The organism is Bacillus sp. FSL K6-0268, from assembly GCF_038005425.1.
Classification (GTDB): Bacteria; Bacillota; Bacilli; order Bacillales; family Bacillaceae_G; genus Bacillus_A; species Bacillus_A thuringiensis_S.
In genome coordinates, this window is record NZ_JBBOTF010000001.1 from 5,658,898 (window position 1) to 5,685,878 (window position 26,981).

The window sequence follows — 26,981 nt, forward strand, 5'->3', positions numbered from 1 at the left end:
AAAAAGGTGTGCTAAAATAGCACGCCTTTTTATTATTCATCAATCCTAATAACCTCGCCTTGAGGGAAGTCCTCAGTTTCTAGTAAGTTACGAATAGCTTTCGCAACATATTCAGGTGATAATAGTTTTCCTTCTTCTTTTAATGCAATGAAGCGGTCCAAATTTATAAAATCTTCTTTATTTGTTTCACGAATTTGTGATTGCATATTTGTATCAACAACACCAGGTGCAAAAGCGACGATTTTTACTGGATATTCTTTTTCTACTTCTTCAGTTGCTACGCACTGTGTAAACATATTTACACCAGCTTTCGTTGTGCAATAAGCGCCCCAGCCAAAGTAAGGATTTTTTCCTGCACCAGATGAAATGTTAATAACGCGTTTATCTACTTTCCAGCCTTTCGTATGCTTCATAAATGTAGATGTAAGAATCATAGGTGCAAGTAAATTAATGTGAACGTTCGTAATGAATTGTTCGCTTTCAGCTTTTTCAATTGGCTTCATAGGTGCAACTGTACCCGCATTATTAATTAAATGAATAGAGGATACATTTTCTTTTCTAATAGATGAAATGATCTCTTTAAAGTTAGTTTCTAAGTTATGTACATCTTGAAGATCTAGGGAATGAAAAATGCAATTGCTGTTATATTGTTCTGCAAGTTTAGTAAGCTCTTTATTTTCTCTTCTAGAAATAGAGATGACAGTTGTATTTTTTTCTAATAATTGCGTGGCAATAGCTTCCCCTAAACCTTGTGAAGTTCCTGTTATAATAACATAGCGCATAGTTTTATAAACTCCTCTCATATGTGCGGAATTTTGTTGGACAACGTACATCCCATAGGTTGTCTACATTTTATAGTATAGAGCACTTTTTACTATAAATGAAATGAGATGATTGTGTGCCTTTTATAAATCGTTTTACGACAACAGTACCTGGTGCCGTCACGTTCACTGGGAATACACTGGGACTTAGTCCTACATCACCTGCACCAGGTAATATTTTTGGTACACTTGCTGTGTTTACGACAGTAAATACAGCATTGCAAGTACCAGGATTCCCAGCAGGGACAACAGATGAATGGGAATTGAATTCTTCAAGTGCAATTTTAAATCTTCCAGCGGGAAGCAGTGTGTTATATGCAGAATTAGTTTGGGCTGGTACGTTCCGGACTGATACGGAAGATGTGTTACCATTTTTAAATGATAACATTACATTTACAACGCCAGCAGGGACGTTTTCTGTTACGCCAGATCCTGTTACCGCGCAGCAAGGTTCAGTAGGAAACCAGTTTTATTATGCTCGCTCTGCCAATGTAACGAATCTTGTTAGTGCAGGTGGAGCAGGAACATATACAACGGGTGCTGTGCCAGCTGCAAGAACTTCAGCCGACCCAACAATCAGTCGTTCAGCTGGATGGACGCTTGAGGTTGTGTATCAAAATGCCAATTTACCACTTCGAAATTTGTCAGTATATGCAGGTCAAGAAATTATTGATGCTTCATCACCACCAGTTGATGCCACTATTTCAGGATTTGCTACTCCAGCTACAGGAGCTGTAACAGGACGAGTGCTCGTAACTGCTCAAGAAGGTGATTCTAACATTGTTGGAGATCAACTTCGCTTTGGACCGAATGCAAATGCTACAGTTGCATTATTCGGACCGAGAAATCCTGCGAATAATTTTTTTCAGTCACAAATTTGTAATGACAGTGGAAATTTAGATACGAGTGGCACGTTTGGAGATTTGAATCAGCCGTTAGGGATAGCTTTGGCCGTCCGAAGACAGGGGTGGGATATTACAAATGTAGATGCCTCCTCATCTTTAGTAAACAATCAAACATCAGCAACGGTTCGATTCGTTACTAATGGAGATGGATACGCTGCAGCTGGTTTTGGGGTTCAAATTGATGCAACGGGGCCAATTATTAATCCTGTTAAATCGGTCAATAGAACAGTTGCAGGAGTTGGAGATATTCTTACCTACACAATTACAGTTCCTAATACAGGTACAGGAAGTGCAGAAAATGTTATATTACAAGACAGTATTCCGAACGGAACGACGTTTGTTACAGGTAGTGTAACAGTAGGTGGAGTAACACAGCCGAATGCGAACCCTGCTAATGGAATTAATTTAGGCACAATCCCAAATAACACGCAAAGAATTGTTACATTTCAAGTACGAATAACATCGTTTCCGAACCCAAATCCTATTTTAAATCGTGCAATGGTGTCATATCAATTCCGTCCTTTCGTTAGTAGTCCTCCTATTACAAGTACGTCTTCTTCAAACACAGTACAAACGACAGTGAATCAAGCGACTATAAGTATGCAAAAATCTGTAGATTTACAGACGGCAACGCTTAATGATGTATTAACGTACACAGTTAATGTCACAAATAATGGGAACGTTACTGCAAACAATGTTATTTTTGTTGATAGTATACCTGCTGGAACAACATTTGTTCCAAATAGCGTTACAGTGAATGGAGTAGCACGCCCAGGAGCGAATCCAGCAAGTAGTATAAATCTTGGAAGTATTAATGCTTCGCAAACGACTATAGTGCGCTTTCAAGTTCGAGTAACATCTAATCCTCTTGTCAATCCAATTCCCAATCGTGCAAGTGCTACATTTACCTTTACTCCAGTGCCTGGTCAACAACCAGTTTCAGGGCAAGCGACAAGTAACACTGTAGTTACGACCGTTAACATAGCTGATATAAGAACGAGAAAAACAGTGGATAGAGCTTTTGCGACGGTAAATGATGTTCTTACGTACACTGTTACAATTGAAAATACAGGAAATGTACTTGCGACGAACGTTATTTTTCAAGATCCGACCCCAATTGGAACGACATTTATCGCAAATAGTGTGACTGTGGACGGGGTTTCACAACCTGGGGCAAATCCAGCAACTGGGTTTACAGTAGCTAATATATCTCCTGGCGGAAGTAGGACTGTTACATTTCGAGTACGAGTTACATCTACACCATCGGGAGGTACGATTGCGAATCGCGGAAATGTGTCTGCTAATTTCGTCGTTATTCCGAATCAGCCACCGATAACAATTAATAGACAAACGAATACAGTTGTGACACAAGTTAATACAGGCGGTTTAAATGTAATAAAAGAAGTGAATACAACGCAAGCGGCGGTAGGGGATACTTTAACATACACAATTGCCGTCCAAAATACAGGAAACGTTCCGTTAACAAATGTATTTTTCCAAGACCCTATTTCTTCTGCTGTTTCATTTGTTGCAAATTCTGTAACAATTAATGGAGTATCGCAAAGTGGATTGAATCCGAATACAGGATTTTCTCTTCCGAATATTCCTGCGGCTCAAACAGTTGTAGTCACATTTGACGTATTAATTGTACAGGATCCAGAAAATGAAGATATTTTAAATCAAGCAAATGTAACAGCAAGTTTTCAAGTGAATCCGAGTGAACCACCAGTAACCATCAATGTTCCGAGTAATGTTGTGAATACGACAGTACAAACAGGGAACTTTGAAGTTGTGAAATCAGTGAATACGGCTGTTGCAACTGTAGGGGATATTTTAGTATATACAATCGAAGTTATAAATGCAGGTAGTGTACCAGCTACAAATGTATTTTTCCAAGATTCAATTCCACAAGGGACATTATTTATTGAAAATAGTGTAGTTGTGAATGGTGTTTTACAAGAAGGGGCAGATCCAGAACTTGGATTCCAATTAAATGATTTGCCTACTGGCGCGAGTGTTATTGTTACGTTTGAAGTATTAATTGATGAAATTCCCCAAGGGAATAATGTCGTAAATAATGCGAATGTAACTGGAGATTTCCTTGTAAATCCAACAGAGCCACCGATTACTGTAACAGTACCAAGTAATACTGTTATGACGATTGTGAATTCTTCAGGGTTAAATGTAATGAAAAGTGTAAGTGCTACTGAAGCCGGTGTAGGAGATACGTTAACGTATACAGTTCGTATACAAAATAGTGGAACGGTGACAGCGACAAATGTATCATTCCTTGATCCGATTCCAGTTGGAACCACTTTTGTAGCGAATAGTGTAACAATAAACGGGACACCTCAACCAGGTTTAAACCCGACAATTGGATTTCCACTTGCTAATATTCCAGTAGGAGGTATGGTGACGGTCACTTTTCAAGTGGCAATCACGAGTGTACCACCAAATAGAGTTCTTCCGAATAATGCGAATGTAACTGCTGATTTCCAAGTAAGTCCTCTCCAGCCACCAATTACAATTGTAACGATTAGTAATATTGTTGTGACGCGAGTGAATGTAGGATCACTTAATGTAATGAAGAGTGTAAATACACCACAAGCCGGTGTAGGAGATACGTTAACGTATACGATTCTTATTCAAAATACAGGAACTGTTCCTGCAACAAATATTGTTTTTCAAGATCCAATTCCGTCTGGTACTGCGTTTGTAACAAATAGTGTGACGATAAATGGAGTTGTTCAGCAAGGTGCGGATCCTATGCTAGGTTTCCCGGTACCAAATATTCCGGTCGGGCAAACGGCTACGATTACGTTTCAAGTTACAGTGACGAGTGTTCCGAGCGGTGGAAATATAAGAAACCAATCGAACGTTACTGCAAGTTTTCTTATAAATCCAGCAAACCCTCCAATAACGACTGTTACAAATAGTAATTTTGTTGTGACGCAAGTAAACACAGCACAGTTAAATATACAAAAATCTTCATCTGTACAACAAGCAGCACTTGGAGAAACTTACACGTATTCTGTTGTCATTCGGAATAACGGTACAGTAACAGCAACGAATGTCTCTTTCCTTGATCCAATTGCTTTAGAAACAACATTTGTAGCAAACAGTGTAACGATAAATGGAACGCTACAACCTGGATTTGACCCAAATGTTGGTTTCCCGCTTCCTAATATTGCTGCTGGAACATCATTGACAGTAACGTTCCAAGTTACGGTAGTTGCACCGTCTACACGTGGAGCAGTATTAAATACAGCATCTGCTACAGCCACTTTCTTATTAAATCCTTTACAACCACCTGTAACAACCACGAATTCAAGTAATACAACGGTAGTTACAATACCGTTACCTCCTCCTGGTGAAGTAACAGCAACAAAAACAGTTGATGTTGCAACTGGGGCCGTTGGGGATGTATTAACGTATACTGTGCTCATTTCAAACGTAGGAATTATCCCTGTTACAGATGTGTTCTTCCAAGATGTCATACCAGAAGGAACGACGTTTGTTGACAATAGTGTAACGATAGGTGGAGTGCAGCAACTTGGTTTAAATCCAGAAATAGGATTTACAGTTACTCCATTATTAATCGCTGGTGGAAGTATTGAGGTCACATTCCAAGTGACGATTACAGAAATTCCAGATAATGAAGTCATATTAAATGATGCAGATGTTACATTTACTTCACAACCAAATCCGCAGGAACCACCGATTACGGAAACGATATTAACAAATTTAGTCGTTACGGCAATTAATATAGCGTTTATTTTTCCATTGAAACTAGTAGATAAAGAAGTAGCGACGGTAGGAGAAATATTAACGTATGATGTATTGATTTTTAATTTCGGAACAGTGCCAGCGACGAATGTTCAATTTATCGATACTACTTCCGCGGGTGTAGCATTTGTACCAGGAAGTGTGAGCATAAACGGGGTACCAGCACCAGGATTAGATCCTTTCATTGGTTTTACAGTTCCAGATATACCTGTCGATGATTTTGTACTTGTCACATATCAGGAAGTGGTTACAAGCATACCAGAAGGTGGAACGATTGTTAATTTTGTAGACGTTACAGCTACATTTGCTGTAAGTGAAACAGAACCGCCTATTACGGAAACAACGACAAGTAATACGACATTAACAGAAATCAATGAGCCTGGTTTGAATGTTTTAAAATCAGTGAGTCAGCCGGTTGTTGCAGTAGGCGATACAATCACATATACAACAGTAGTTCAAAATACAGGAACAGTGCCAGCAACGAATGTTCAATATAGTGATGTATTACCTTCCTCTATAGCATTCGTGCCGAACAGTGTAACGATAGATGGTGTGTTACAACCTGGATTCAATCCGAATAACGGATTCCCGCTTCCAGATATAAATCCAGGTGAAAGTGTAGAAGTCACCTTCCAAGTAACCGTTGTTAGTGCGCCATCAAACGGAACAATTGCCAATACGGCAAATGTAACTGGAAGTTTTGTATTAGTACCAGGAGAACCACCAGTTATAGTAACAGAGCCGAGCAATACAACACTTACAACTGTAAATAGAGGGCAATTTAATGTTATTAAACAAGTAAATAGGGTTGCTACTCTCGTTGGAGATATATTAACGTATACGGTTCAAATAACGAATACAGGAACAGTAACAGCTAATGCTGTTCAGTTTGTTGATACCATTTCAGCAGGGGCGTCATTTGTACCAAATAGTGTAACGATAAATGGAGCCTCGCAACCAAACTTAAATCCAATTACTGGATTTGGAGTTGGAGATATACCGGTAGGTGAAACAGTCATAGTGACGTTTCAAGCGACAGTTACAAACATCCCGTCATCAGGAACAATTACGAACGTTGCAAATATAACAGGAAGCTTTACTTTAGTGCCAGGAGAACTACCAGTTGTAGTAACAGAGCCGAGTAATACGACGATAACTAGAGTGAATAGAGGACGATTCAGCGTTATAAAATCTATAAATAAAGAAGCGACACGATTAGGAGATACGTTAACGTATAGTGTGCAAGTTACAAATACGGGAACGGTAACAGCAACGAATGTTCAGTTTATCGATGTTCCATCACCTAGTTTAGAATTCGTTCCTGGAAGTGTACAAATAAATGGGGTTCCGCAAGTAGGTTTAGATCCATTTGTAGGCTTTGCATTGCCTGATCTTGCAGTAGGGGATAGTGTATTAATTACATTTGAAGTAAATGTAATCGCAGTTCCGCCTTCTAGTAGCATTATGAATACAGCAAGAGTAACGGGAGATTTCGAATTGATTCCAGGAGAACCTCCGTCTACAATTACAAATTCAAGTAATACGACGGTTACGCCGGTAAATAGAGGCAGCTTAGATATGCTAAAAGAAGTAGACCATTCAGTTGTTGGTGTAGGAGAAACGGTAACGTATACTGTTCGTATATTAAATACTGGTACTGCTGATGCAATGAATGTTCAATTTATCGATGTGCTATCTCAGGAAGCTGATTTCATTCCAAATAGTGTAACGATAAATGGGGTTCCGCAACCGGGGTTAAATCCGCAGATTGGATTTACGATACCTGATATACCAGTTGGTGAGACGGCACTTGTAACATATGAAGCTACGATTACAAGTTTTCCGGATGGTGGAACAGTAGTAAACGTTGCTGGAGCGTTAGCAGAATATATTTTAGTACCAGGAGAGCCGCCAGTTACAGTGATGGACACGAGCAATACAGTTATTGTAACGGTAAATACTGCAATCTTATTTGTTGCAAAAGGAGCAAACTTTGAAGTAGCAATGATAGGGGATGTTGTCACTTACGGAATCGCTGTTATAAATGATAGTACAGTTCCTGTGACCAATATTGTGTTAACAGATATCATTGATCCGAATACGCTATTTATAAATGGTACGGTAACGGTAAATGATGTACCTCTTCCATTTGCTAATCCGAATACTGGTATTCCGTTAGGTGATTTTCAGCCAAATGATGCAGCAATTATTAATTTCCAAGTTGTAATAACAGGAGGGCAAGTAAATAATTTAGTTACAAATACCGCTACAGCGAATGGGCTCGCAACTGTAAATCCGAATGAGCCGCCAGTAGTAGTTGAAGGTGATAGTAATACAGTTGTTATCCCGTTTATTCCTCAAAATGTCTCAACGACAGTCGTAAAAACGGCAGATTTACAGGCAGCAACAATTGGAGATGTCATTACGTTTACGACAGTCATCACAAATACGGGTGATACTGTAATGCAAAATATTCGTTTTCAAGATATGTTAGATAGTAGTGTTCGATTTGTTCCTGGAAGTGTAACGGTTGATAATAGGCCAGTGCCGAATGTAAGCCCGGCAGTAGGGTTTCTTATCGGAATTTTAAATCCTGGTGAAGCAAGGACAGTTTCGTTCCAAGTAGCAGTACAGAGCGCGCCAAATGGCTCAGGAAATTATATAAATCAAGCGAGTATTCGTTTTGAACATCAAGTAGGCACAGTATTGCCACCTGTTACACAAATAGTAGAAAGTAACATAGTTGTCATTCCATTTGTTCCAACGATTGAACAAATTTGTGAAACAAACTTTAATTGCTTAGATAAAATTCCATTTCAATGTTCTCCGTGTAATCATTTGCATGGACATAAAAAATAAAAACAGAAAGAGCATCCTGAAAAATAATTGGATGCTCTTTCTGTTTTAATCATATAGATTCATTTTCGGGTGAGATAATATGAAGTGACCTCCTAGATTATCAAGTCAGGGATTTTAACCCATAATAATGAATGAAAACATTATGAATGGGGTTATACCCTATGATAATAGGAGGCCACTATGGAAAATATAATATATATTGGGATGGATGTCCACAAGGAAAGTTTTAGCTTATGTGCACTACACGGAACAACTGGGGAAATTGTAAGAGAAGCACGATGTGCTTCAAATGTATCTCTCGTAAAAAAATTCGTTGAGAAACTGAAAACAAAATATGGTGAAGATATAAAAATTAAAGCTGGATATGAGGCTGGTTGTTTAGGGTATTCACTTCATAATCTTCTTGAACAAAATGGAATTGATTGTGATATTTTAGCTCCCACAACAATGTACAGTTCATCAAAAAACAAAATGGTGAAAAATGATAAATTCGATGCCAAAATGATTGCTCTTAATTTAGCAAATGGCACCTATAAAGAAGTATATGTTCCAGAAGAAGAGGATGTTGCCGTGAAAGAGTATATCCGCATGTTAGGTGATTTTAAAACATCTTTGAAAAAAATAAAACAACAGATAAAAGCATTCCTTTTAAGACATGGCTATGTGTATGAAGGGAAATCAAGCTGGACAATCGCTTATATGAAATGGTTAAAGAATCTTGATCTACAAGGATTATTCAAAGAAACGTTAGGCGAATACCTATTACAGTATGATGTTCTAGTCGATAAAATTGAGCGGTTCAGTTTGAGATTAGAAGAATTATCTCATCGTGAAAGGTACGAAGAACCAATCGCAAAGTTAAGATGCTTAAAAGGTATAGATACAACATCGGCAATGACTGTTCATGTGGAAATTGCAGACTTCACTCGTTTTCCCACGGCTAAAGCATTTATGGCTTATGTAGGATTGACGCCAAGCGAAAGCTCAAGTGGAGAGAAAATCAGTCGACGTTCGATTACAAAACAAGGAAATTCGACCGTTAGGTCTACTCTTGTAGAATGTGCAAATGCGTTGGTAAAAGGAGCAATCGGATTAAAATCGAAGCGAGTGAAAGCAAGACAAAAAGGGCAACGAAGCGAAGTGATTGCTTATGCGGATCAGGCTGTAGAAAGGTTACAAAGAAAATATTATCGCATGATATATCAAGGGAAGCCTAGAAATGTTGCCGTTACAGCTATCGCAAGAGAACTGGGGTGTTTTATATGGGGATTAGAAACAGGTAAAATTCACCGAAAATAAAGAGGGAAGGATATGAAGTTGATTGATTCATAGTTAGAAATCAAAGGTATCAATTGATGGCATAGATGAGCTTCAGAGATAGTGAATTACAGGTCTGGCTATCTATGACTCACCTCTTCTGGCATGGCTGAAATTCTGATAAACAAGCTATTTATTAGAATTTGAAAAGGTGTGATCCACGCAGTGAGATTATAAGAGCCTAACGACGAACCATTAACCTGAGGTAACCAATCCACGAATAACAGAGTGGTTAACTGTCGATAGATCTTATTTCTGAAGCTTTTGTATGCCATCAAGAAAAATATTATGGGTGAAAAACTATTGACAAAGGTCACTTCATAACAGGTGAAAAATTCGTCGGTTTTGTCGGAGAGTAGTAATGGAATGGCTCCTTTTATAACAGAAATGTCCCAGTCCCACCATGCGAGATTCTCTAGTTTGTCAATCGTTTCTTGTGGGAAACGATATCGAACAAATTTTGCAGGATTACCAGCTACAATTGCATACGGGGGTACGTTTTTTGTAACAACGCTTCTGGCGCCGATAATGGCCCCGTTACCAATTGTAACACCAGATAAAATGCAGGATTGATAACCGATCCATACATCATTGCCGACTACGATATCACCTTTTGAAGAAGGGTGACCAGTAATATGTGCTCCTTCATCAAAAAGTGCATTAAATGGATAAGTTGTTATCCAGTCTGCGCGATGTTCACCGCCGAGTATGAAAACGACTTCTTCTGCTAATGAACAAAACTTACCTATTTTTAATTTTGTTTCATCGTTCCAAGAAAAAATGGTTGGCCCTACTTTACTATAAGTATAATCACCAATATCATATTTATTATATTCAGGTTTTTGATTTAAATATAACATGCTTCTTCAGCCTCCTTTCTCAATTAAGCGATACGTATGGAATATTATATGCAAGATGTAGTAATGTGAACTGTATTAATAGGTGAAATGAAAAAAAGGGAGTGGGATGTATGCGATACGAAATGGGTTTATATAATAAACCGTTTCAGTCAATTCAATCAGGAAAAAAAGTATATGAAGTACGCCTATACGATAAAAAACGTCAACTAATAAACAAAGGCGATGAAATCGTATTTACGAATCTTACGACGACAGAAATGATGACGGTAAAAGTAACGGAAATAAAGCGATACGAGAGCTTTAAATCTATGTATGAACAAATTGATAAAAAATTATTGGATTGTGAGAATGATAGTTTAGAGGAAATGTTAGAAAGTACATACAAAATATATACGAAAGAACAAGAAAAAGAGTGGGGAACAGTCGCGATTCGTATTGAGGAAATAAAATGATAAGAAATCGCGGGGCGGCTATCATTGTACAGGAAGGGAAAATTGCTCTTATAAAACGTATTCGAGAAGAGGAAACATATTATGTTTTTCCTGGCGGAGGGGTTGAGGAAGGTGAAACGCCTGAAGAGGCAACGAAAAGAGAGGTATATGAAGAATTAGGGCTACATATAAAAGTGGAGCACCTTATTGCAAAGGTAAAATATAAAGGAAATGAATATTATTATGGTGCCTATATTACAGGCGGAGTGTTCGGAAGTGGAACAGCTGAGGAATTTCAGCGGGAAGGTAGAGGAAGTTATATTCCGTTATGGCTACCGATAAACGAGTTGGAAAAAGTGAATATAAAACCTTATGAAGTGGTCGGAAATATATTTAATCATTATAAAATATAACGTCTGACAACATACAAAAAAAACCATTGACATAGGCTTCTGATTTAAGTATTGTATTCGAGTATGTTTATAATCAGGAGGTTTATATGAGCAATCAAACTACTACACATCATGTGAAAATGACAACAGCGGATCCATCTGGAATTGGTCTATTTGGATTAGCAATGGTAACACTTGTAGCATCATCTCAAAAGTTAGGCTTAACAGATGGCGTTTCACTTGTATTACCATGGGCAATCTTTTTAGGAGGATTTGCACAAATCTTTGCTTGCATTCACGATGCAAAGCATAACAATACATTCGGTACGACAGCATTTGGTGCGTACGGCCTATTTTGGTTAGGTGTTGGAATGACTTGGTTAATTCAACTTGGAGTATTTGGCGAAAAATTAGCACAAGCTGCAGATTCAAAACAGCTTGGTGTAGCCTTTATCGGATATTTGATTTTCACAATCTTTATGACGATTGGTGCAATGGAAACACATAAAGTATTATTTATGATCTTTGTCCTTATTGATTTCTTATTTATTGGTCTTTCATTAAGTACTTTAGGTGTTATGCCGCACGCAATGCATAATTTAGCAGCATATTCTGAACTTCTTATTTCATTATTATCTTTCTACGGTTCAGCAGCAGCAGTGTTAAATACACACTTTGGAAAAGTTGTTTTACCAGTAGGAAAGCCTTTTGGTATTTTTAAAAAGTAATAAAAAAGCACAGATGATTGTATAGTCATCTGTGCTTTTTTATTTATCCCGCTATTTGCCGGGCAGTAAGACCCCCCACCTCAAAATTCAGTGGAAGCAAAGAAGTTAGGTGAGGGCCCTGCTGCCCGTAAAAGTCCGATTGGTTCAACTAATAATGAGTGGGGGATGAACAAAACTCCCACTCATTAAAGTTTCACTTTATTTGAAATAAGTAATATAAATAAAAGTAGAAAAAATCAATTGAAATTGATTCTCATTATTAATATAATGAGAATGAGAATCATTTAATGTTAGAGGGGGATGCCAAAGTGGCAAAAATTTTAATAGCTTATGCAAGTATGTCAGGAAATACAGAGAGTATTGCTGATTTAATTAAAGTTAGTTTAGATGCTTTTGATCATGAAGTAGTATTGCAAGAAATGGAAGGCATGGATGCTGAAGAATTATTAGCTTATGATGGAATCATTTTAGGATCTTATACGTGGGGCGATGGTGAATTACCATTTGAAGCGGAAGATTTTCATGAGGACTTAGAAAATATAGATTTAGCTGGGAAAAAGGTAGCGGTATTCGGATCAGGTGATACGGCGTATGAACTATTTTGTGAAGCGGTAACGATATTTGAAGAACGTCTTGTAGAACGCGGTGCAGAGCTTGTACAAGAAGGGCTGAAAATTGAATTAGCTCCAGAAGATGAAGAGGATGTTGAAAAATGCAGTAATTTTGCAATTGCATTTGCTGAGAAGTTCTAAGAATGGGAGTGTCAACGTGGAGACAATGTTAAGTGCAACTGCTATTGCAAAGTTAAGAGATGGAAAACTGTTGTTAGCTACTACATATAATGGCTTATTTATTGAACAAGACGGAGAATGGAAACGAATTTTAAATGGTTTTCAAAAACGAATTAGGGATTTACATAGCGAAGATAATGTAGTTTATGGTGTAGGTGACGAAGGGATTTTTATTCGTAGTATGAATGGTGGAGAGAACTGGACAATTCAGCGTTTTCCAACAAAAGCAACGAGTTGGAATGTATGTAGCAATGTACAAGGAACTGTCATTGCTCATGGAGAAAAAACGCTGTATCTTTCTAATAATTTCGGTTCGACATGGGAGACTATTCATCCGTTTCTTGAGTATGGCAGTGCGGCACCGTCTATTCGATCGTTATTTTTATATAAGCATTACTTATTTATTGGTACGAAAATACATGCTAAATATGGTGGTGTTTGGCTCTTTGATTTGAAGACACGTAAATTAAAGAGGATTAAAATTGCGATGAATCAAATGATCTCCGCGTTGACTTTACACAATTCTTATTTAGTAGCGGCAAGTGGATCGTGCAAGGGAGTTAGCGGGAATATTTCTTATTGTAAAATAGATGAAAGTATTGCGAGTGAAAAAATATATTGGCATACATGTCAAAGTGAGCAGAAAGCAAGTAGTTATTTAGACTTAAGTGTAGATCAACATGTTTTATATACAACTTCAACACAAAATAAGGCGGGTATTAGTAGTGTGTGCCGTGTGCTTCTTGACGAAGGTATTGTTACAGTATGTGATTCAGTTAAAGGGCACGGATGGCGCATTGTTAATCAAAAAGATGGTTATGTAGTAGCCGGATCAGGCGAATTAAAAGCAATGCAGTGGGAACAAAAAATAATTTAAGAAAAAAACTTTACTTTTATTATATTGATATGATATAGTGTATTTAAACCATTTTACTTTTAATAATATAGAGATTTAAATGAGCTGTAACTTCCGAGGAGGATAGCAATGTTAAATCTCCTCAGGGGTTGCAGTTTTTTAATATCTGGCTTATTATTGTAAGGTGGTTGAAAATGAATATGTACATATAGGTACATTGTAGGAGGATTTTTTTCATGCAAAACGGTAAAGTAAAATGGTTTAACTCAGAAAAAGGTTTCGGTTTCATCGAAGTTGAAGGCGGAGAAGACGTATTCGTTCATTTCTCAGCTATCCAAGGCGAAGGCTTCAAAACTTTAGAAGAAGGTCAAGAAGTTACTTTCGAAGTAGAACAAGGTAACCGTGGACCTCAAGCTACTAACGTAAACAAGAAGTAATTTTTGAAAAAAGAAGGGCTCGCCCTTCTTTTTTTTGCATTTTTATAGATGTCCTCCTACTTACATATCATAACGAGACTGAATTTTCATTTATTTATTTATTCGGAGTATTTTTGTATAAAGTACATGAATAAATAAATACTGAAAATAGAGTGTTTGTGTGAAAAGGAATTTAGAAAGAGGTAAATAAATTGAAAAACGCTACACATTTCATTGTGTTTGATATTGAGAGGAATTTCAGACCGTATAAATCAGAAGATCCGTCAGAAATAGTTGATATCGGAGCTGTAAAAATAAAAATAGGTACAATGAAGATAATTGAAGAGTTTTCGGAGTTAGTAAAACCAAGTGCACGATTAACTCGTCATACGACAAAATTGACTGGAATTACAAAGGAAGATTTAATTGGTGTAGAAAAATTCCCTCAAATTGTAGAGAAATTTATTCAGTTCATCGGCGAAGATTGTATATTTGTTTCATGGGGAAAAGAAGATTATCGCTTTCTATCTCATGATTGTGCATTACATGGTGTTGAATGCCCAAGTATAGAAAAAGAAAATAGAATTGATTTGCAAAAATTGGTTTTCCAAGCGTATGAAGAATTATTTGAACATACGCCAAGTTTACAATTTGCAGTAGAACAGCTCGGTTTAACATGGGAAGGGAAACAGCACCGAGCTCTAGCAGATGCTGAGAATACAGCAAATATACTTCTTAAAGTATATAGCGAGAGAGATATTCATAAACGGTACAAAAGACATGGCGAACTGGAACTTGTAAAGGACGGGAAACTAACGGAAAAAGCGAAAAAAAAGATGCGAAAATGGGTGTTTAAAGAACTAAAGAAAAATACAGAACGCTCTTTTGAATGGAGTACATTTGAAAGTAGTGACACGTGGGAAAGTATTACGGAAAGATATTATATAAGTGAAAATACAGTAGAACTGCTGAAAAAACATTTTCGTACGGCAGTGCGAAAAGCAGAACGGCAGATTAGGTATTTGGCTGAGATGGAGGAGAATGTAGAGGTTAAATGACATTCTCCTTTATTTCTAGCTACATAAATTTAACATCATTATATTGATGGATGAATAAAGTATTCATATTAAATAGGAATTGATTTGTTGTGATTGGGCCATTATAATTGCTTTGAAAATTAAGGGGCGGTAAGAATTTTTAAATACATTCATAAAATTAGAGCCCATAGAAATGAAAGAGGATACAGTTAAATGGAAGCAATCTTTAACATTGTAACAGTTGTAGTTTTGGGGATAATATTTACCACGCTATCAGCAGTAATTATACTTCCTTTCATAGCAAAGAAGAAGAATTGGAAAAAGCTTAATATATCTTTAAAGCGTGGTGTATTAAAGATTAAAATCGAAGAGTAAAATATGAGTTTTATACAAGGGAGGTGTGATAGTGATAGACTTGGATATTAAAGACGTCACCGTACAGATGGAATTAAACGGTGTCTTTTGGAATGAGGATGGGGTTGCTGAAATGACGGTGACTACAAAAGCTGAGCATTCTCTTCTTCTTCGTTTAGTAGTTGACTTAAAAAGTAAAACTATTAGGGCGACAAGTGCCGACATAGTAAATGGATTCTGCCCTCTGTGCAAACAGAAAAAGGACAAATGTAGTGAACTTAATGACTTGCAAAACAAAATGGAAATTTTAGAAGAAGCCTACGATTGGGTGAGAGAGCATCCGGAATATCGTTTTCAATTATCTTTTTACGAGTATAATAAATTTGAGGTAGTGAAGTGAAGTTTTCATTTTACCAACATACATAGTGACTACTCTAATGGAAATACGCTTGCACAACAAGGAAGGAATTTACTTGATTCTGCGACAATTGATATCTTGAATCAATAATAATTTTTAAAAATAAGCATATTTTTGTTATAAATCAGGAAAAACGATTCTATTAAGAATCGTTTTTTAATATAAACATCAACTAAGCTCAAAATAAAAGAGCGCTTATTAAAAGCGCCCAATAAAAACAGATATATGGAAGGATTTATTCAATCCCGTTTGGATCATACGAATACTGTTGCTTATTCTCAATCCGCTCAATCACATCTTGCAGCTCATCTGGCTTCAGAAACTCAATAGGAGAGAAGCCCTTTTCAAATGTAAGTGTGTCTGCTTCAATCATAAGTACATATCGGTCATTTACCTTCGCAATATGTATTTGATCCCCGAAATCAGCAAGTAACGCCTTCACAGAAATATGGTCTGCTTTTAGCTTTAATTCCACTTCAGGAGCATGCTCAACGATTTGAGCGGTAGCTTCCATTACTTCTTCGGTTGAAAATTGTTCCATAATTTCGCGTTTCGGACTGGCAGCCCATACTTCCATCGCTTGGTCGAATTGTTCGCGTTCTTCTGTACCTTCTTCAAATACATCTTCAATTTGGTCGTATACCATGTCCATTACTTGTGTTTTCATAATTTCAGGCATAGAGCGTTCATATTCGACGAATTTTAAGAAGTCTTCAAAGTAGCGGGCGTGTGATGCTTGGTGAATTTTTAATTCGCCCACTTCGACCATACCTTCTTCAGGCATGTACGGATATTGGATAGATTTCATATTCTTTGTTGTGATGGCCATTTCAACGTTACGAATCAGTGTTGATTCATCAGAAATAGAAGCCACCTTTGGTTCGAAGTCGCATTTCATTACAAATACGAATGGATCATCAAAGTATTTGCGTAGTTTTGCCTGAGCAATTAAAAATACACCACCGCGTACAGCGCTTGTGTCAAGATATGTATAAACGAGAGGTTCGCTCATATCTTTAAAGTTTTCCTTTGTTTCTGCAAAGCGAATACGATTAAAAAGGTTGTAATGAGGGTTTGAATCAAGTTCGTGCCCTTCCTCTACAATAAAGCGACCAATTTTTGTTGGGGCTTGTTCTGTTTTTGCATGACGTTCTACTTTTCGCTTCGATATTTTTAATAACTCACCATTCAAAAATTCTTTTAAGGAGCTATCTTCATATTCTTCAGCGTCTAAAGTTTGAAAATGTTTGTAGCGTTTATCAACTGCTTCACCTTTTCCTTCTACTTGTACAACATAAAAGGAAAGATAATTTATTTCAAAATCCATATTTATCACCTTGTTTCATTTCATTAACTCTTATCAGTATAGAGATGGAAAAAACTTTCGTCAATTTATATAAGGAAGGGGGAGCCCCTTCCTTTATATAATTTTTATCCCGCTATTTGCCGGGCGGGCTGCCCGTAAAAGCCCGATTGGTGAAGGTTGATTAAAGTTTCACTTTATTTTCTCGATTAAAATCCGTCTTCTAATGCTGCGAATGGAATGTTTAGTCTGTTTTCTACTGTGCGTAAACGTTGGTTTAAGCGGTTTAGTCTACGTGTATGGCGCTCAACTGTATTTTCTAGTTGACGTACTCTTTGTTCAAGCTCATTTACGCGTCTTTCTAATTGACGATTTCCAGTGCCAGGAAAAGAGATTGGAAGTTGGAATTGTCTATTTTGGTCATATGGATTCGTTTGCTCTGCGTGATCTATATAAGATTGGTATTGTGCTTGTAAGTCATACTGTGGTTGTTGGTACGCATATTGATTATATGGATCATATGGATTGTAGGGATACATAATAACATCCTCCATTTCTTTAAAATAGGTTGAATTCACCATAATGTATGTGCAAAAGCGGAGCGGTGGCACGGCAAATACCTATTTATGTTGAGGGTTTTTGATTTGTATTTCTTTTGCTTAATGGTATATACTGGATAAAAGGGAGAGTTTACATAAAAGTTACAATTCTATCAAACTCAAACTTTTATGTAAATATGTATAGACATTTGTAAAAGAAAAGAGTAATTTATATAGAGTGAAAAATAACTTGTAACATTTTATAAACATATTGTAAAATGATTGTAACAAAACATACATAAAAATGAAATAAATACATAATAGTGATGTTGGGGAAAGGGAGAGAGTATATTGTTCCGTAAAGTAAAGGGTATATTAGTTGGGGTGTTATGTGTAGCTGTAGTGAGTGGCTGTGGTACAAAAGTAAGTGATGTTGCATTGGTAAGTGATATTGGTGGGCACACTGTAGAGGCTAAAGCAGAAGTGCAGGATACTATTAGTTTAGTTGATGGTCGAACTGGTACTGAAGTGAAAAAATTAGATTTATCTGGTTTAGGCTATTTTGAAGATGAAGCGAAATTTAAAAAGTCTGTAACAAAGGTTGTTGGTGAGGTTGGAAAAAGCGTCGACAAAAAAATGGTTCCTTCACGTATAGCACCTGATGGAAGTTGGCAAGAAGGAAAACCTTCTTATGAATTAATGGAAAAAGAATTAGTAGATAAATTGTTAAATGTGGGTATGTGGGATGCTACGTATCAGTTGCCGATCGTGGAGAAAAAACCAGTCGCAACATTAAGTGATGCGCAAGGAAATGGTACGGTAATTGGTAGATATGAAACGAACTTAGGCGGTTCAACAGGTGGCCGTATTGAGAATATTCGTTTGTCAGCAGCGAGTATAAATGGAGTTGTGTTAGCAAAAGGAGACCGTTTCTCTTTTAATTCATTAATCGGTGATACAACACCAGACAAAGGATATCAATTAGGGAAAGAAATAGTTGATGGTAAATTAGTAGATGGATACGGTGGTGGTGTTTGCCAAACATCTTCAACTTTATACAATGCAGCAGATCAAGCTGGCCTGAAAATGGTGGAGAGAACTACACATTCTAAAACGGTAGGTTATGTTCCTCAAGGAAGAGATGCTACAATTGCATATCCATATTTAGATTTAGTATTTGAAAATACGAATGATGCACCTGTGAAGCTTTATATGGGCATTCAGGGTGGAAAGCTAGTTGCTGAAGTACATAAAATGAGATAAGCGTTAAAAAGCCCCCTTTTCTGAAAGTTAGAAAAGGAGGCTTTTTTATTATGAAAATAAAAATGCATGTAAATTCTGACTTTTCTTATTTACATAGGATGATTTTAGTTGTATCCTTCATAGTAACGGTTATATGTAATGGTAAAATATAGGGATAAGGAGATGAAGTTATTCATGGTACGAATTCATCCGAAAACACGTATTGGTCATGTTGAATTTAAAGTGAAAGATTTAGAGCGTCAAATTGCTTTTTATGAGAATGTTGTAGGATTAGAGGTAATTAAGCAAGAGGGGAATAAAGCATATTTAGCAGGAAAAGGTAGTAAGAATACATTACTTGTTCTTGAAAAGATAGAGGACGGGGTACTGCAAGAACCGCGTACGACTGGTATATATCATGTAGCCTTTTTAGTTCCGACTCGTGAAGCTTTTGCTTCTGCGCTATTTGGGGTTCTTCGTAATAAGAATGTAATTGACAGCCCAGCTGAGCAAGAAGGGCGTTATACATATTCAAATGAAATTTTACCAATCTCAAGGTTTAACAGTGCAAGTGATCATACATATAGCGAAGCGTTTTATTTGCAAGATCTAGAGGGGAATGGTATTGAAATTTATGCAGACCGTCCGCGTGATCAATGGGGAGAAGGACCAGGAGGAAGTACGCCACTAGATTTAAAAGAGCTGGCAACACTCGTTGATTATGAGGCTGATGGATTACCTGCTAATACTGTCGTTGGGCACGTACATTTACGAATAGCTGATGTAGAGAAATCACAAGAGTTTTATGTAGAGACAGTAGGGTTTGAAGTGCAACAACGTGAAGATGACTGCTTATTCATTTCTGCAGGAGGATATCATCACCATATCGGTGCAAATACGTGGAACGGAGTAAATAATCCACACCCACCAGTACATGCAACTGGACTAAAGGTATATACAATTGTACTACCGCATAAAGAAGCGTTAGATGCAGTGAAAGAAAGATTAATAGAAAAACAACATGAAATAAATGAAACTACAAATGGGTTTACGGTAGTAGATCCAAGTGGTATTACAGTGCAGTTTGAAATAGAAGCAGTGTAAAATAAGCGAGAAAGTGTATAATCACTTTCTCGCTTATTTGTGATCATTCATAGCTCAATCCAATATCTTCTTACTACATTCCCATCTTCCTCAGTGAAATCATCATCACGAAGCCCGCCGTTATGTAAAATCGTTTTTTCAGAAGCGGTATTCACTGCGTCGCAAACGACAAGTACTTTCGTGATGTCTAATTCCTTCGTTTTTTCTAATGATAATGCTAGTAATTTCGTAGCATAACCTTTTCTTCTTTCAGAAGGGCGAATGCCATAACCGATATGACCGCCAGCGTTAAATAGATGTTCAGTTAAACTATGACGTATATTAACAGCTCCGACAATTCTATTATTATTTGTAACGAGCCAATATGTAGAATCTGGTACCCAAGTTTCAGGGATATTTATTCCGTTATGCGCATCGAGAAGTTCTTGAACCATAGCTGGGAAGTTAGCAGGATTTTTTGAGATAACCCACGGGATCATTGTTTCACCGCTATCTTTCCATTCGATATAGAAATCTAAGTATTCTTCTTGTAAATCAGTAGTAGGTGTAAGTAACGAGACGTTCATTGTTAGTAAGCTCCTTTGTTTATGTAGTATTTATAAAAAAATCATGACACAAAATGAAAGCGTTTTCTTAAGTTTCTCAACCTAATTTCATGTAATTCACCTTTGATTTTTTAGAAAATTAGTGAAGATTTAAAATTAGAAGTTATTTATTTTATGTTAATATTTTAAATATTAACATAAAATGGTCGGAGTATTAAGTGTATTTTAGTGGTATTCCTTCATGTTGATAAATGGATGTTTGTGATAATTTTTGTTTTATCTATCTATAATGAATGAAAGGGGGAAGTGCCCGTGAGTGTAGATTTTGATTTTATTATACGAATCGGTGTTGCTGGCTTGTTAGGAGCAATGATTGGTATTGAAAGAGAAATTCGATCGAAAGAAGCTGGATTAAAGACTCATTTCCTCGTAGCGGTAGGAAGTGCGTTAATAATGGTTGTTTCGAAATATGCCTTTTCAGATATTGTGTATGAAGAGCATACGTCTCTAGACCCAAGTCGGATTGCAGCACAAGTCGTTAGTGGAGTTGGTTTTTTAGGTGCAGGCACAATTATTATTCAAAAGCAGGCGGTGAAAGGATTAACGACCGCGGCTGGTTTATGGGCTACTGCCGGCATAGGATTAGCAATTGGAGCGGGAATGTATGTAGTAGGGATTGGAGCGACGATTCTCGTTTTAATTGGTTTAGAAATTGTGAGTCGTATTTTTAAGGTGCAATTTTTATTTCCACAAAATATAACGGTGCAAATGTGTATAAATAAACATGAAGCGGTACAACAAATAGTAGAAACGCTACAAGTGAAAGGCATTCCAATAGTTTCATATGAGGTGGAGGCTTCACAGCAAGGTACAGAAACTGTTTATAAGGTAGGGATGCAACTGAAAAATATATCGTCAGAAGAAAAGAATGAGTTTATTCAGTATATGCAAACATTACCGGAAGTTACGTTTATAAAGTTAAAATCATAGTGTTGAAAACGAGGATAGATGTAGCAGGAATTTTGCTATTATCTATCTTTTTTGATATAAAACGCACATAAAGTCAAGTGCTAATTTTGCGCAGCAAGGATACATATGTGAACGTTCCCTTATTTTTTCTCAATACAGGACAAAAAGTAAAAATAGTAAAATAATGGAGCGGGACACTAAAAATGTAAGGTAGGGGAGAGTATGAAAGGCTATTCAAAAAAAATGTTAGTAGGGGTAAGTTTTGCTAGTTTAATGTTAGGGAGTTTTCAAGGGGTAAGTTTGGCAGAAGATACTAAGGGAGAGCAAGTTTCTTATCGAAATGTACTCAAAATGGAGCCAGTCGGTGTACAACTACCAGTACAAGAATTAGCTCATTCATCGAAATTGCTCGAAAGCAAGTCTTTTGAGCAAAGGATACAATTTGCTGATTTATCACAAAGACCGCCTGAGGTAAAAAAGGAAAGTAAGCAATTAGCTGTAGCGAAAACTTATACAATTGCTGAATTAAATCAATTAAGCAATCAGCAGTTAGTAGATTTACTTATAACCATTGATTGGGAGCAAATTACGGGGCTATTTCAGTTTAATACAGACAGTCTAGCATTCTATCAAAATGATAGTAGAATGCAGGCGATTATTGATAAATTGAAGCAGCAAGGACAAGCCTATACGAAGGATGATTCAAAAGGGATTGAGACATTAGTAGAGGTATTACGTTCAGGATTTTATTTAGGATTTTATAATTCGGAACTTAGTAAATTAAATGAACGGAGTTATCATGATAAATGCTTACCTGCATTAAAAGCGATAGCTAACAATTCAAATTTCAAGCTGGGTACATTAGAGCAAAATAGAGTGGTATCATCATACGGAAAGTTAATAGGAAACGCTTCGAGTGATGTGGAAACGATAACATCGGCTGCAAAGATTTTTAAACAATATAATGATAATTTCTCTACATTAGTAGATAATCTTTCAGCTGGAAATGCTATTTACGATATTATGCAAGGTGTTGATTACGACATTCAATCGTATTTGTACGATACGAGGAAAGCACCGAAAGATACAGTATGGTATCAGAAAATAGATAGTTATATTAATGAACTAAGTCGTTTTGCATTAATGGGAACGATTACCGCAAAAAACGGTTGGCTTATTAATAATGGCATTTATTATACAGGTAGGCTCGGTTCGTTCCATAGTACAGGAACGAAAGGATTACAAGTTGTAACAGATGCGATGAAAATTTATCCGTATTTAGGGGAGCAATATTTCGTAGCTGCTGAGCAAATCGCGACGAATTATGGCGGAAAAGATGCAAATGGTAAAGTGGTGAATTTAGATCAAATAAGAGAAGATGGAAAGAAAAAATATTTGCCAAAAACGTATATGTTTGATGATGGGGCAATTGTTTTAAAAGCTGGAGATAAAGTGACAGAAGAAAAAGTAAAACGTTTATATTGGGCGGCAAAAGAAGTGAAGGCACAATTCCATCGTACGGTTGAAAGTGATCAACCTTTAGAAAAAGGAAATCCTGATGATGTATTAACGATGGTTATTTATAATAGCCCAGCAGAATATCAGTTTAATCGTCAATTGTACGGATATGAAACGAATAACGGTGGTCTTTATATAGAAGGAACAGGTACGTTCTTTACTTATGAGCGTACGCCAGAAGAAAGTATTTATAGTTTAGAAGAATTATTCCGACACGAGTTCACGCATTATTTACAAGGTAGATATGAAGTACCAGGGTTATGGGGTCAAGGGAAAATATATGAAAATGAAAGATTATCTTGGTTTGAAGAAGGGAATGCTGAATTTTTTGCAGGGGCAACGAGAACGGATAATGTTGTACCGAGAAAGAGTATTATAGGAGGATTATCTTCAAACCCAGCAGAGCGTTATACGGCAGAGCGAACGTTAAATGCAAAGTATGGAACATGGGATTTCTATAATTATTCCTTTGCTTTACAATCGTATATGTACAATAAGAGATATGATATGTTTGATAAAATACATGATCTTATTAGGAAAAATGATGTAACAGCATATGATGCATATCGCTCTACATTAAGTAAAGATGCGAATTTAAATAAAGAATATCAAGATTATATGCAAATGCTATTTGATAATCGTGAGAAATATAACGTACCATTAGTATCAGACGATTATTTAGCAAATCATGCACCGAAACCAGTTTCAGATATTGCGGCAGAAATAACGGCGGAAGCAAAATTGAAAAATGTATCAGTGAAGAAAAATAAATCAAAGTTCTTTAATACATTCACACTACAAGGAACATATACAGGAACTGCAGCAAAAGGAGAATATGAAGATTGGAAAATAATTACACAAAACGTTAATGATACGTTAAAACGTTTAAGCGCAAAAGAATGGACAGGCTATAAAACGGTAACAGCATACTTCGTAAATTATCGCGTGAATGCATCAGGACAATTTGAATATGATGTTGTGTTCCACGGTATTAATACAGAAGAAGGTGCAGAGAATAAAGCGCCAGTTGCGGTTATAAACGGTCCGTATAGTGGAAATGTGAATGAAGCAATTTCATTTAAAAGCGACGCATCAAAAGATGAAGACGGGAAAATTACTTCATATAAATGGGAGTTTGGAGACGGTACTGTAAGTAATGAGCAAAATCCAACTCACGTATATACAAAAGAAGGAGCGTATACAGCGAAATTAACAGTAACAGACGATAAAGGAGCAACTAATACTGCTACAGCGACTGTAACTGTTCAAAAGAAAGAAGATAACAGTTTAGAAAAAGAACCGAATAACTCATTCCAAACAGCAAACAAACTGCAGTTAAATCAAGTTTTACGTGCTAGTTTAGGAAATGGAGATACAAGTGATTTCTTTGAAATTAATGTGGAGACTGCTAAAAATCTTCAAATTAACGTAACGAATGAAAATAATATCGGAATGAACTGGGTACTTTATTCTGAAGCAGATTTAAATAATTATGTTACGTATGCTCAGCAACAAGGGAATAAACTAGTAGGTAGTTACTACACGTATCCAGGGAAGTATTATTTACATGTGTATCAGTATGGTGGTGGAACAGGGAATTATACGGTGGAAGTAAAGTAGTAAAAGGGGAGTTGTCTTTTTCAATGAACGGCACAAGGTCTGTACTTTAATGAAAAAACAACTGTAGGAAATGTCCCTAACGATAATAACAAATTAAGTGTCGAGAGATGCTATATTTACATTAAACAAATCTAATTAGTAAAAGAGATAAACTATTATTTCATCCAGATGTAAGAAAAGTTATAAATATTAAGTGCGTTTACTGTAATTAAACTAAAGGATCAGAGTGTATCTGTAACAATAGATAAGCTCTGACCCTTATTATTTTATAAATTTAAGATAATTAATAAGTAAGCTAGCTAGCTAGCGGGATTCTTAAAATTCATTTATATAATTAACTAAACAGAAAATTTTTATCACATTGGCAAGGGATACTAATAGAAAAGCGTGTCCCTTTACCTAATTCACTCTCTATCTCTATATCTCCGTTTAATTCTCTAATAATACTATAAGCAATCATAGTACCAAGCCCAGTTCCTTTTTCTGTTGTTGAATAGAATGGCAAAGCAATTCGTTTTATTTGTTGAGATGACATCCCAATTCCTGAATCAATAATATCAATTATGATATTTCCTTTTACTTTTTGTATATTTATTTGTAATAATCCACCATTTTTCATAGCCTCAATTCCGTTTTGGATGATGTTGTTTAGACAGAGTTTGAATTTTTCGGGGTCCCCATTTATATAAAAGGAATCTGTACTGTTTTGTTTGATTTCAACTTTGTATGATAGAGCGAGTGGTGAAATAGTATCTTTCACCTGATTTAAAATGTGATTAATATCTATTTTCTCTTTTAGGGTGTTCTGTGGTTTGGTTAAAGATAAATAGTTATTAATAGTAGATTGTATTTGCTGCATTTCAATTAACATGATTTCTAAGTATTGATCCTGAGATAGCTTAGAGGCATGTTTTTCATTTAATAATTGAGTGAATCCATGTACCGTGGTTAGTGGATTGTGGATTTCGTGTGCAATTGACGCCGCTAGTTCGCTAGCTATATAAAATTTTTCAGCCCGTTGCAGTTTTTCTTCCATTTTATATTTCTCAATCATTCCCTCTATTAAATAAACTGATAATAATACTGTGAAAATATTAATGACTATATAATTTAATAAAAATTCTATGAGAGTAGAGTCTATTTTCCCTCCTGTATTTATTTGAGTTACAATACCGCAAATAGAAAGTGAAGTTGTACATACTAAAATAAGGAGTAAGCTTAATAATACTTTTTTTTCTTTAATATACATAGGTAATAGGTAACGAAAGAGCATTGTTATACCAAAAATAATAGTGAAGATAATAAATGATGGAAGAACGCCATTTCCGCCTAAGTAAAACCGATAAGAAAGATATAAAATTCCTATAAAAATAATGTTTTTTGTATTTCCATATAGAAAAACTAATATAATAGGAATAAAACGTAAATCATAAATAAATCCCACATGTAAATGAAAAGGAAAAGTCATACAAAAAATAATAGCAATGGAGGAAAGGATAGAAAATAACATATTATTACATGTTGTTTTTTCTTTAAACTCTAGCCAAAATACGTGATAGCTAAGGATACAAATTATTATAATAAAGGTATTTAATAAAAGAGTAGAAATTCCCATAGTTTTGCATCTCCGATAGTTTGTAAGTAGAATTATGTATGAGTTGGACATAGATGTTTAGTATTAGTAGACTTTTTATCTAAAAAAGGAAGGGTACTTGAAAAACATGCTGTTATATTACTCGTATTAAAATTGATAAGGAAAATAGAAAAAATCTATTTAAATTTATGTACATATGAAATTATCAACTAACTTTTGTATGGGTAAAATCGGGATTTAGTTACTGATAAAATAAGGTTTTTAAAGTATGAATATTCTGTGAAAATGATATGCGTGGTGACTTCTGTTTTGTAGCCTCCGTTATATTAACATGGAATATATCAAATTACAAAGTGAAATTTTAGAAAAATTTTATTAGTACATTTTATCTGAAATAGAAATGCTATTTATGTGAGTATTTTGGTACTTACTCGTATAAAACTTTGTTAGAAAAAGACTTTAAAATTTACATGTTTTTTATGAAGCGTAATATTGTAGCTTTATCTATGTGGGGTTCTCAATAACTGTTAATACAAAAAGTTAAGATATATAGTTTTATAGATATGAATTATTACA

20 protein-coding genes and 1 pseudogene are annotated in these 26,981 nt (G+C 36.0%); 15 read left to right on the top strand and 6 right to left on the bottom strand.

Annotated features, from left to right (window positions below):
- Positions 1-32: 32 nt before the first annotated feature.
- Positions 33-782, bottom strand: coding sequence for a (S)-benzoin forming benzil reductase (locus MHI28_RS29525; protein WP_001271058.1), 750 nt, complete (start codon positions 780-782; stop codon positions 33-35).
- A gap of 116 nt (positions 783-898) precedes the next feature.
- Here MHI28_RS29525 and MHI28_RS29530 point away from each other — a divergent pair, with 116 nt between their 5' ends.
- Positions 899-8,371, top strand: coding sequence for a DUF7507 domain-containing protein (locus MHI28_RS29530; protein ID WP_001115903.1), 7,473 nt, complete (start codon positions 899-901; stop codon positions 8,369-8,371).
- 180 nt (positions 8,372-8,551) lie between these two features.
- The gene (locus MHI28_RS29535) at positions 8,552-9,670 is read left to right on the top strand and encodes an IS110 family transposase (protein ID WP_277548338.1); all 1,119 of its coding nucleotides are present in this window, start codon (positions 8,552-8,554) and stop codon (positions 9,668-9,670) included.
- Between the two features lie 335 nt (positions 9,671-10,005).
- On the opposite strand, the pseudogene MHI28_RS29540 reads toward MHI28_RS29535, so the two are convergent.
- A pseudogene (locus MHI28_RS29540) lies at positions 10,006-10,548 on the bottom strand (CatB-related O-acetyltransferase); the annotation flags it as partial.
- A 110-nt stretch (positions 10,549-10,658) separates the two neighbouring features.
- On the opposite strand from MHI28_RS29540, the gene MHI28_RS29545 reads away from it, so the two are divergent.
- From MHI28_RS29545 to MHI28_RS29585, 9 genes are all read left to right on the top strand, one after another.
- A complete protein-coding gene (locus MHI28_RS29545; RefSeq protein ID WP_001268365.1) occupies positions 10,659-11,000 on the top strand; it encodes an ASCH domain-containing protein in 342 nt (113 codons plus the stop codon).
- A complete protein-coding gene (locus MHI28_RS29550; RefSeq protein ID WP_000620834.1) occupies positions 10,997-11,392 on the top strand; it encodes an NUDIX hydrolase in 396 nt (131 codons plus the stop codon). Before MHI28_RS29545 ends, MHI28_RS29550 begins: the two co-directional genes overlap by 4 nt.
- 86 nt (positions 11,393-11,478) lie before the next feature.
- Positions 11,479-12,099 (top strand): acetate uptake transporter, encoded by a 621-nt coding sequence (locus MHI28_RS29555; RefSeq protein WP_000070938.1) that lies wholly within the window; start codon positions 11,479-11,481, stop codon positions 12,097-12,099.
- A 308-nt stretch (positions 12,100-12,407) separates the two neighbouring features.
- Positions 12,408-12,851, top strand: a complete 444-nt coding sequence (locus MHI28_RS29560) for a flavodoxin (protein WP_001062758.1) — start codon at positions 12,408-12,410, stop codon at positions 12,849-12,851.
- A 16-nt stretch (positions 12,852-12,867) separates the two neighbouring features.
- Positions 12,868-13,767: a WD40/YVTN/BNR-like repeat-containing protein gene (locus MHI28_RS29565; protein ID WP_000449483.1), complete on the top strand. Its 900-nt coding sequence runs from the start codon at positions 12,868-12,870 to the stop codon at positions 13,765-13,767.
- A 215-nt stretch (positions 13,768-13,982) separates the two neighbouring features.
- Positions 13,983-14,183, top strand: a complete 201-nt coding sequence (gene cspB / locus MHI28_RS29570; RefSeq protein ID WP_001179150.1) for a cold shock-like protein CspB — start codon at positions 13,983-13,985, stop codon at positions 14,181-14,183.
- Between the two features lie 191 nt (positions 14,184-14,374).
- Positions 14,375-15,220, top strand: coding sequence for an exonuclease (locus MHI28_RS29575; protein WP_000786426.1), 846 nt, complete (start codon positions 14,375-14,377; stop codon positions 15,218-15,220).
- Between the two features lie 192 nt (positions 15,221-15,412).
- Entirely contained in the window at positions 15,413-15,574 is a 162-nt protein-coding gene (locus MHI28_RS29580; RefSeq protein ID WP_000387294.1) for a hypothetical protein, read from the top strand.
- A gap of 31 nt (positions 15,575-15,605) precedes the next feature.
- Positions 15,606-15,953: a hypothetical protein gene (locus MHI28_RS29585; RefSeq protein WP_000566111.1), complete on the top strand. Its 348-nt coding sequence runs from the start codon at positions 15,606-15,608 to the stop codon at positions 15,951-15,953.
- Positions 15,954-16,206: 253 nt separating this feature from the next.
- Here MHI28_RS29585 and MHI28_RS29590 read toward each other — a convergent pair whose 3' ends face one another.
- Complete coding sequence (locus tag MHI28_RS29590; RefSeq protein WP_000345047.1) at positions 16,207-17,298, bottom strand: DUF3900 domain-containing protein; 1,092 nt, start codon at positions 17,296-17,298, stop codon at positions 16,207-16,209.
- 185 nt (positions 17,299-17,483) lie between these two features.
- On the bottom strand, positions 17,484-17,813 hold the full coding sequence (locus tag MHI28_RS29595) for a hypothetical protein (RefSeq protein ID WP_000283708.1): 330 nt from the start codon (positions 17,811-17,813) through the stop codon (positions 17,484-17,486).
- Between the two features lie 351 nt (positions 17,814-18,164).
- Here MHI28_RS29595 and MHI28_RS29600 point away from each other — a divergent pair, with 351 nt between their 5' ends.
- Positions 18,165-19,076 (top strand): VanW family protein, encoded by a 912-nt coding sequence (locus tag MHI28_RS29600; protein ID WP_000488994.1) that lies wholly within the window; start codon positions 18,165-18,167, stop codon positions 19,074-19,076.
- A gap of 174 nt (positions 19,077-19,250) precedes the next feature.
- A complete protein-coding gene (locus MHI28_RS29605; protein ID WP_000251641.1) occupies positions 19,251-20,159 on the top strand; it encodes a VOC family protein in 909 nt (302 codons plus the stop codon).
- A gap of 47 nt (positions 20,160-20,206) precedes the next feature.
- Here MHI28_RS29605 and MHI28_RS29610 read toward each other — a convergent pair whose 3' ends face one another.
- Positions 20,207-20,725, bottom strand: coding sequence for a GNAT family N-acetyltransferase (locus MHI28_RS29610; RefSeq protein WP_001103111.1), 519 nt, complete (start codon positions 20,723-20,725; stop codon positions 20,207-20,209).
- Positions 20,726-21,016: 291 nt separating this feature from the next.
- Here MHI28_RS29610 and MHI28_RS29615 point away from each other — a divergent pair, with 291 nt between their 5' ends.
- Together MHI28_RS29615 and colA are read left to right on the top strand one after the other, a co-directional pair.
- Positions 21,017-21,694 carry an MgtC/SapB family protein gene (locus MHI28_RS29615; RefSeq protein ID WP_000109726.1) on the top strand — a complete coding sequence of 226 codons (678 nt, stop codon included), beginning with the start codon at positions 21,017-21,019 and terminating at the stop codon, positions 21,692-21,694.
- 201 nt (positions 21,695-21,895) lie between these two features.
- The gene (gene colA, locus MHI28_RS29620) at positions 21,896-24,811 is read left to right on the top strand and encodes a collagenase ColA (RefSeq protein ID WP_000679516.1); all 2,916 of its coding nucleotides are present in this window, start codon (positions 21,896-21,898) and stop codon (positions 24,809-24,811) included.
- A gap of 334 nt (positions 24,812-25,145) precedes the next feature.
- Here colA and MHI28_RS29625 read toward each other — a convergent pair whose 3' ends face one another.
- A complete protein-coding gene (locus tag MHI28_RS29625) occupies positions 25,146-26,426 on the bottom strand; it encodes a sensor histidine kinase (protein ID WP_000513024.1) in 1,281 nt (426 codons plus the stop codon).
- Positions 26,427-26,981 lie beyond the last annotated feature (555 nt).

What these genes read in the sequence shown, in the direction of transcription:
- MHI28_RS29525 (WP_001271058.1), bottom strand. Translation starts at nt 782, where the DNA reads ATGCGCTATGTTATTATAACAGGAACTTCACAAGGTTTAGGGGAAGCT.
- MHI28_RS29535 (WP_277548338.1), top strand. Translation starts at nt 8,552, where the DNA reads ATGGAAAATATAATATATATTGGGATGGATGTCCACAAGGAAAGTTTT.
- MHI28_RS29545 (WP_001268365.1), top strand. Translation starts at nt 10,659, where the DNA reads ATGCGATACGAAATGGGTTTATATAATAAACCGTTTCAGTCAATTCAA.
- MHI28_RS29550 (WP_000620834.1), top strand. Translation starts at nt 10,997, where the DNA reads ATGATAAGAAATCGCGGGGCGGCTATCATTGTACAGGAAGGGAAAATT.
- MHI28_RS29555 (WP_000070938.1), top strand. Translation starts at nt 11,479, where the DNA reads ATGAGCAATCAAACTACTACACATCATGTGAAAATGACAACAGCGGAT.
- cspB (WP_001179150.1), top strand. Translation starts at nt 13,983, where the DNA reads ATGCAAAACGGTAAAGTAAAATGGTTTAACTCAGAAAAAGGTTTCGGT.
- MHI28_RS29580 (WP_000387294.1), top strand. Translation starts at nt 15,413, where the DNA reads ATGGAAGCAATCTTTAACATTGTAACAGTTGTAGTTTTGGGGATAATA.
- MHI28_RS29590 (WP_000345047.1), bottom strand. Translation starts at nt 17,298, where the DNA reads ATGGATTTTGAAATAAATTATCTTTCCTTTTATGTTGTACAAGTAGAA.
- MHI28_RS29595 (WP_000283708.1), bottom strand. Translation starts at nt 17,813, where the DNA reads ATGTATCCCTACAATCCATATGATCCATATAATCAATATGCGTACCAA.
- MHI28_RS29605 (WP_000251641.1), top strand. Translation starts at nt 19,251, where the DNA reads ATGGTACGAATTCATCCGAAAACACGTATTGGTCATGTTGAATTTAAA.
- MHI28_RS29610 (WP_001103111.1), bottom strand. Translation starts at nt 20,725, where the DNA reads ATGAACGTCTCGTTACTTACACCTACTACTGATTTACAAGAAGAATAC.
- colA (WP_000679516.1), top strand. Translation starts at nt 21,896, where the DNA reads ATGAAAGGCTATTCAAAAAAAATGTTAGTAGGGGTAAGTTTTGCTAGT.
- MHI28_RS29625 (WP_000513024.1), bottom strand. Translation starts at nt 26,426, where the DNA reads ATGGGAATTTCTACTCTTTTATTAAATACCTTTATTATAATAATTTGT.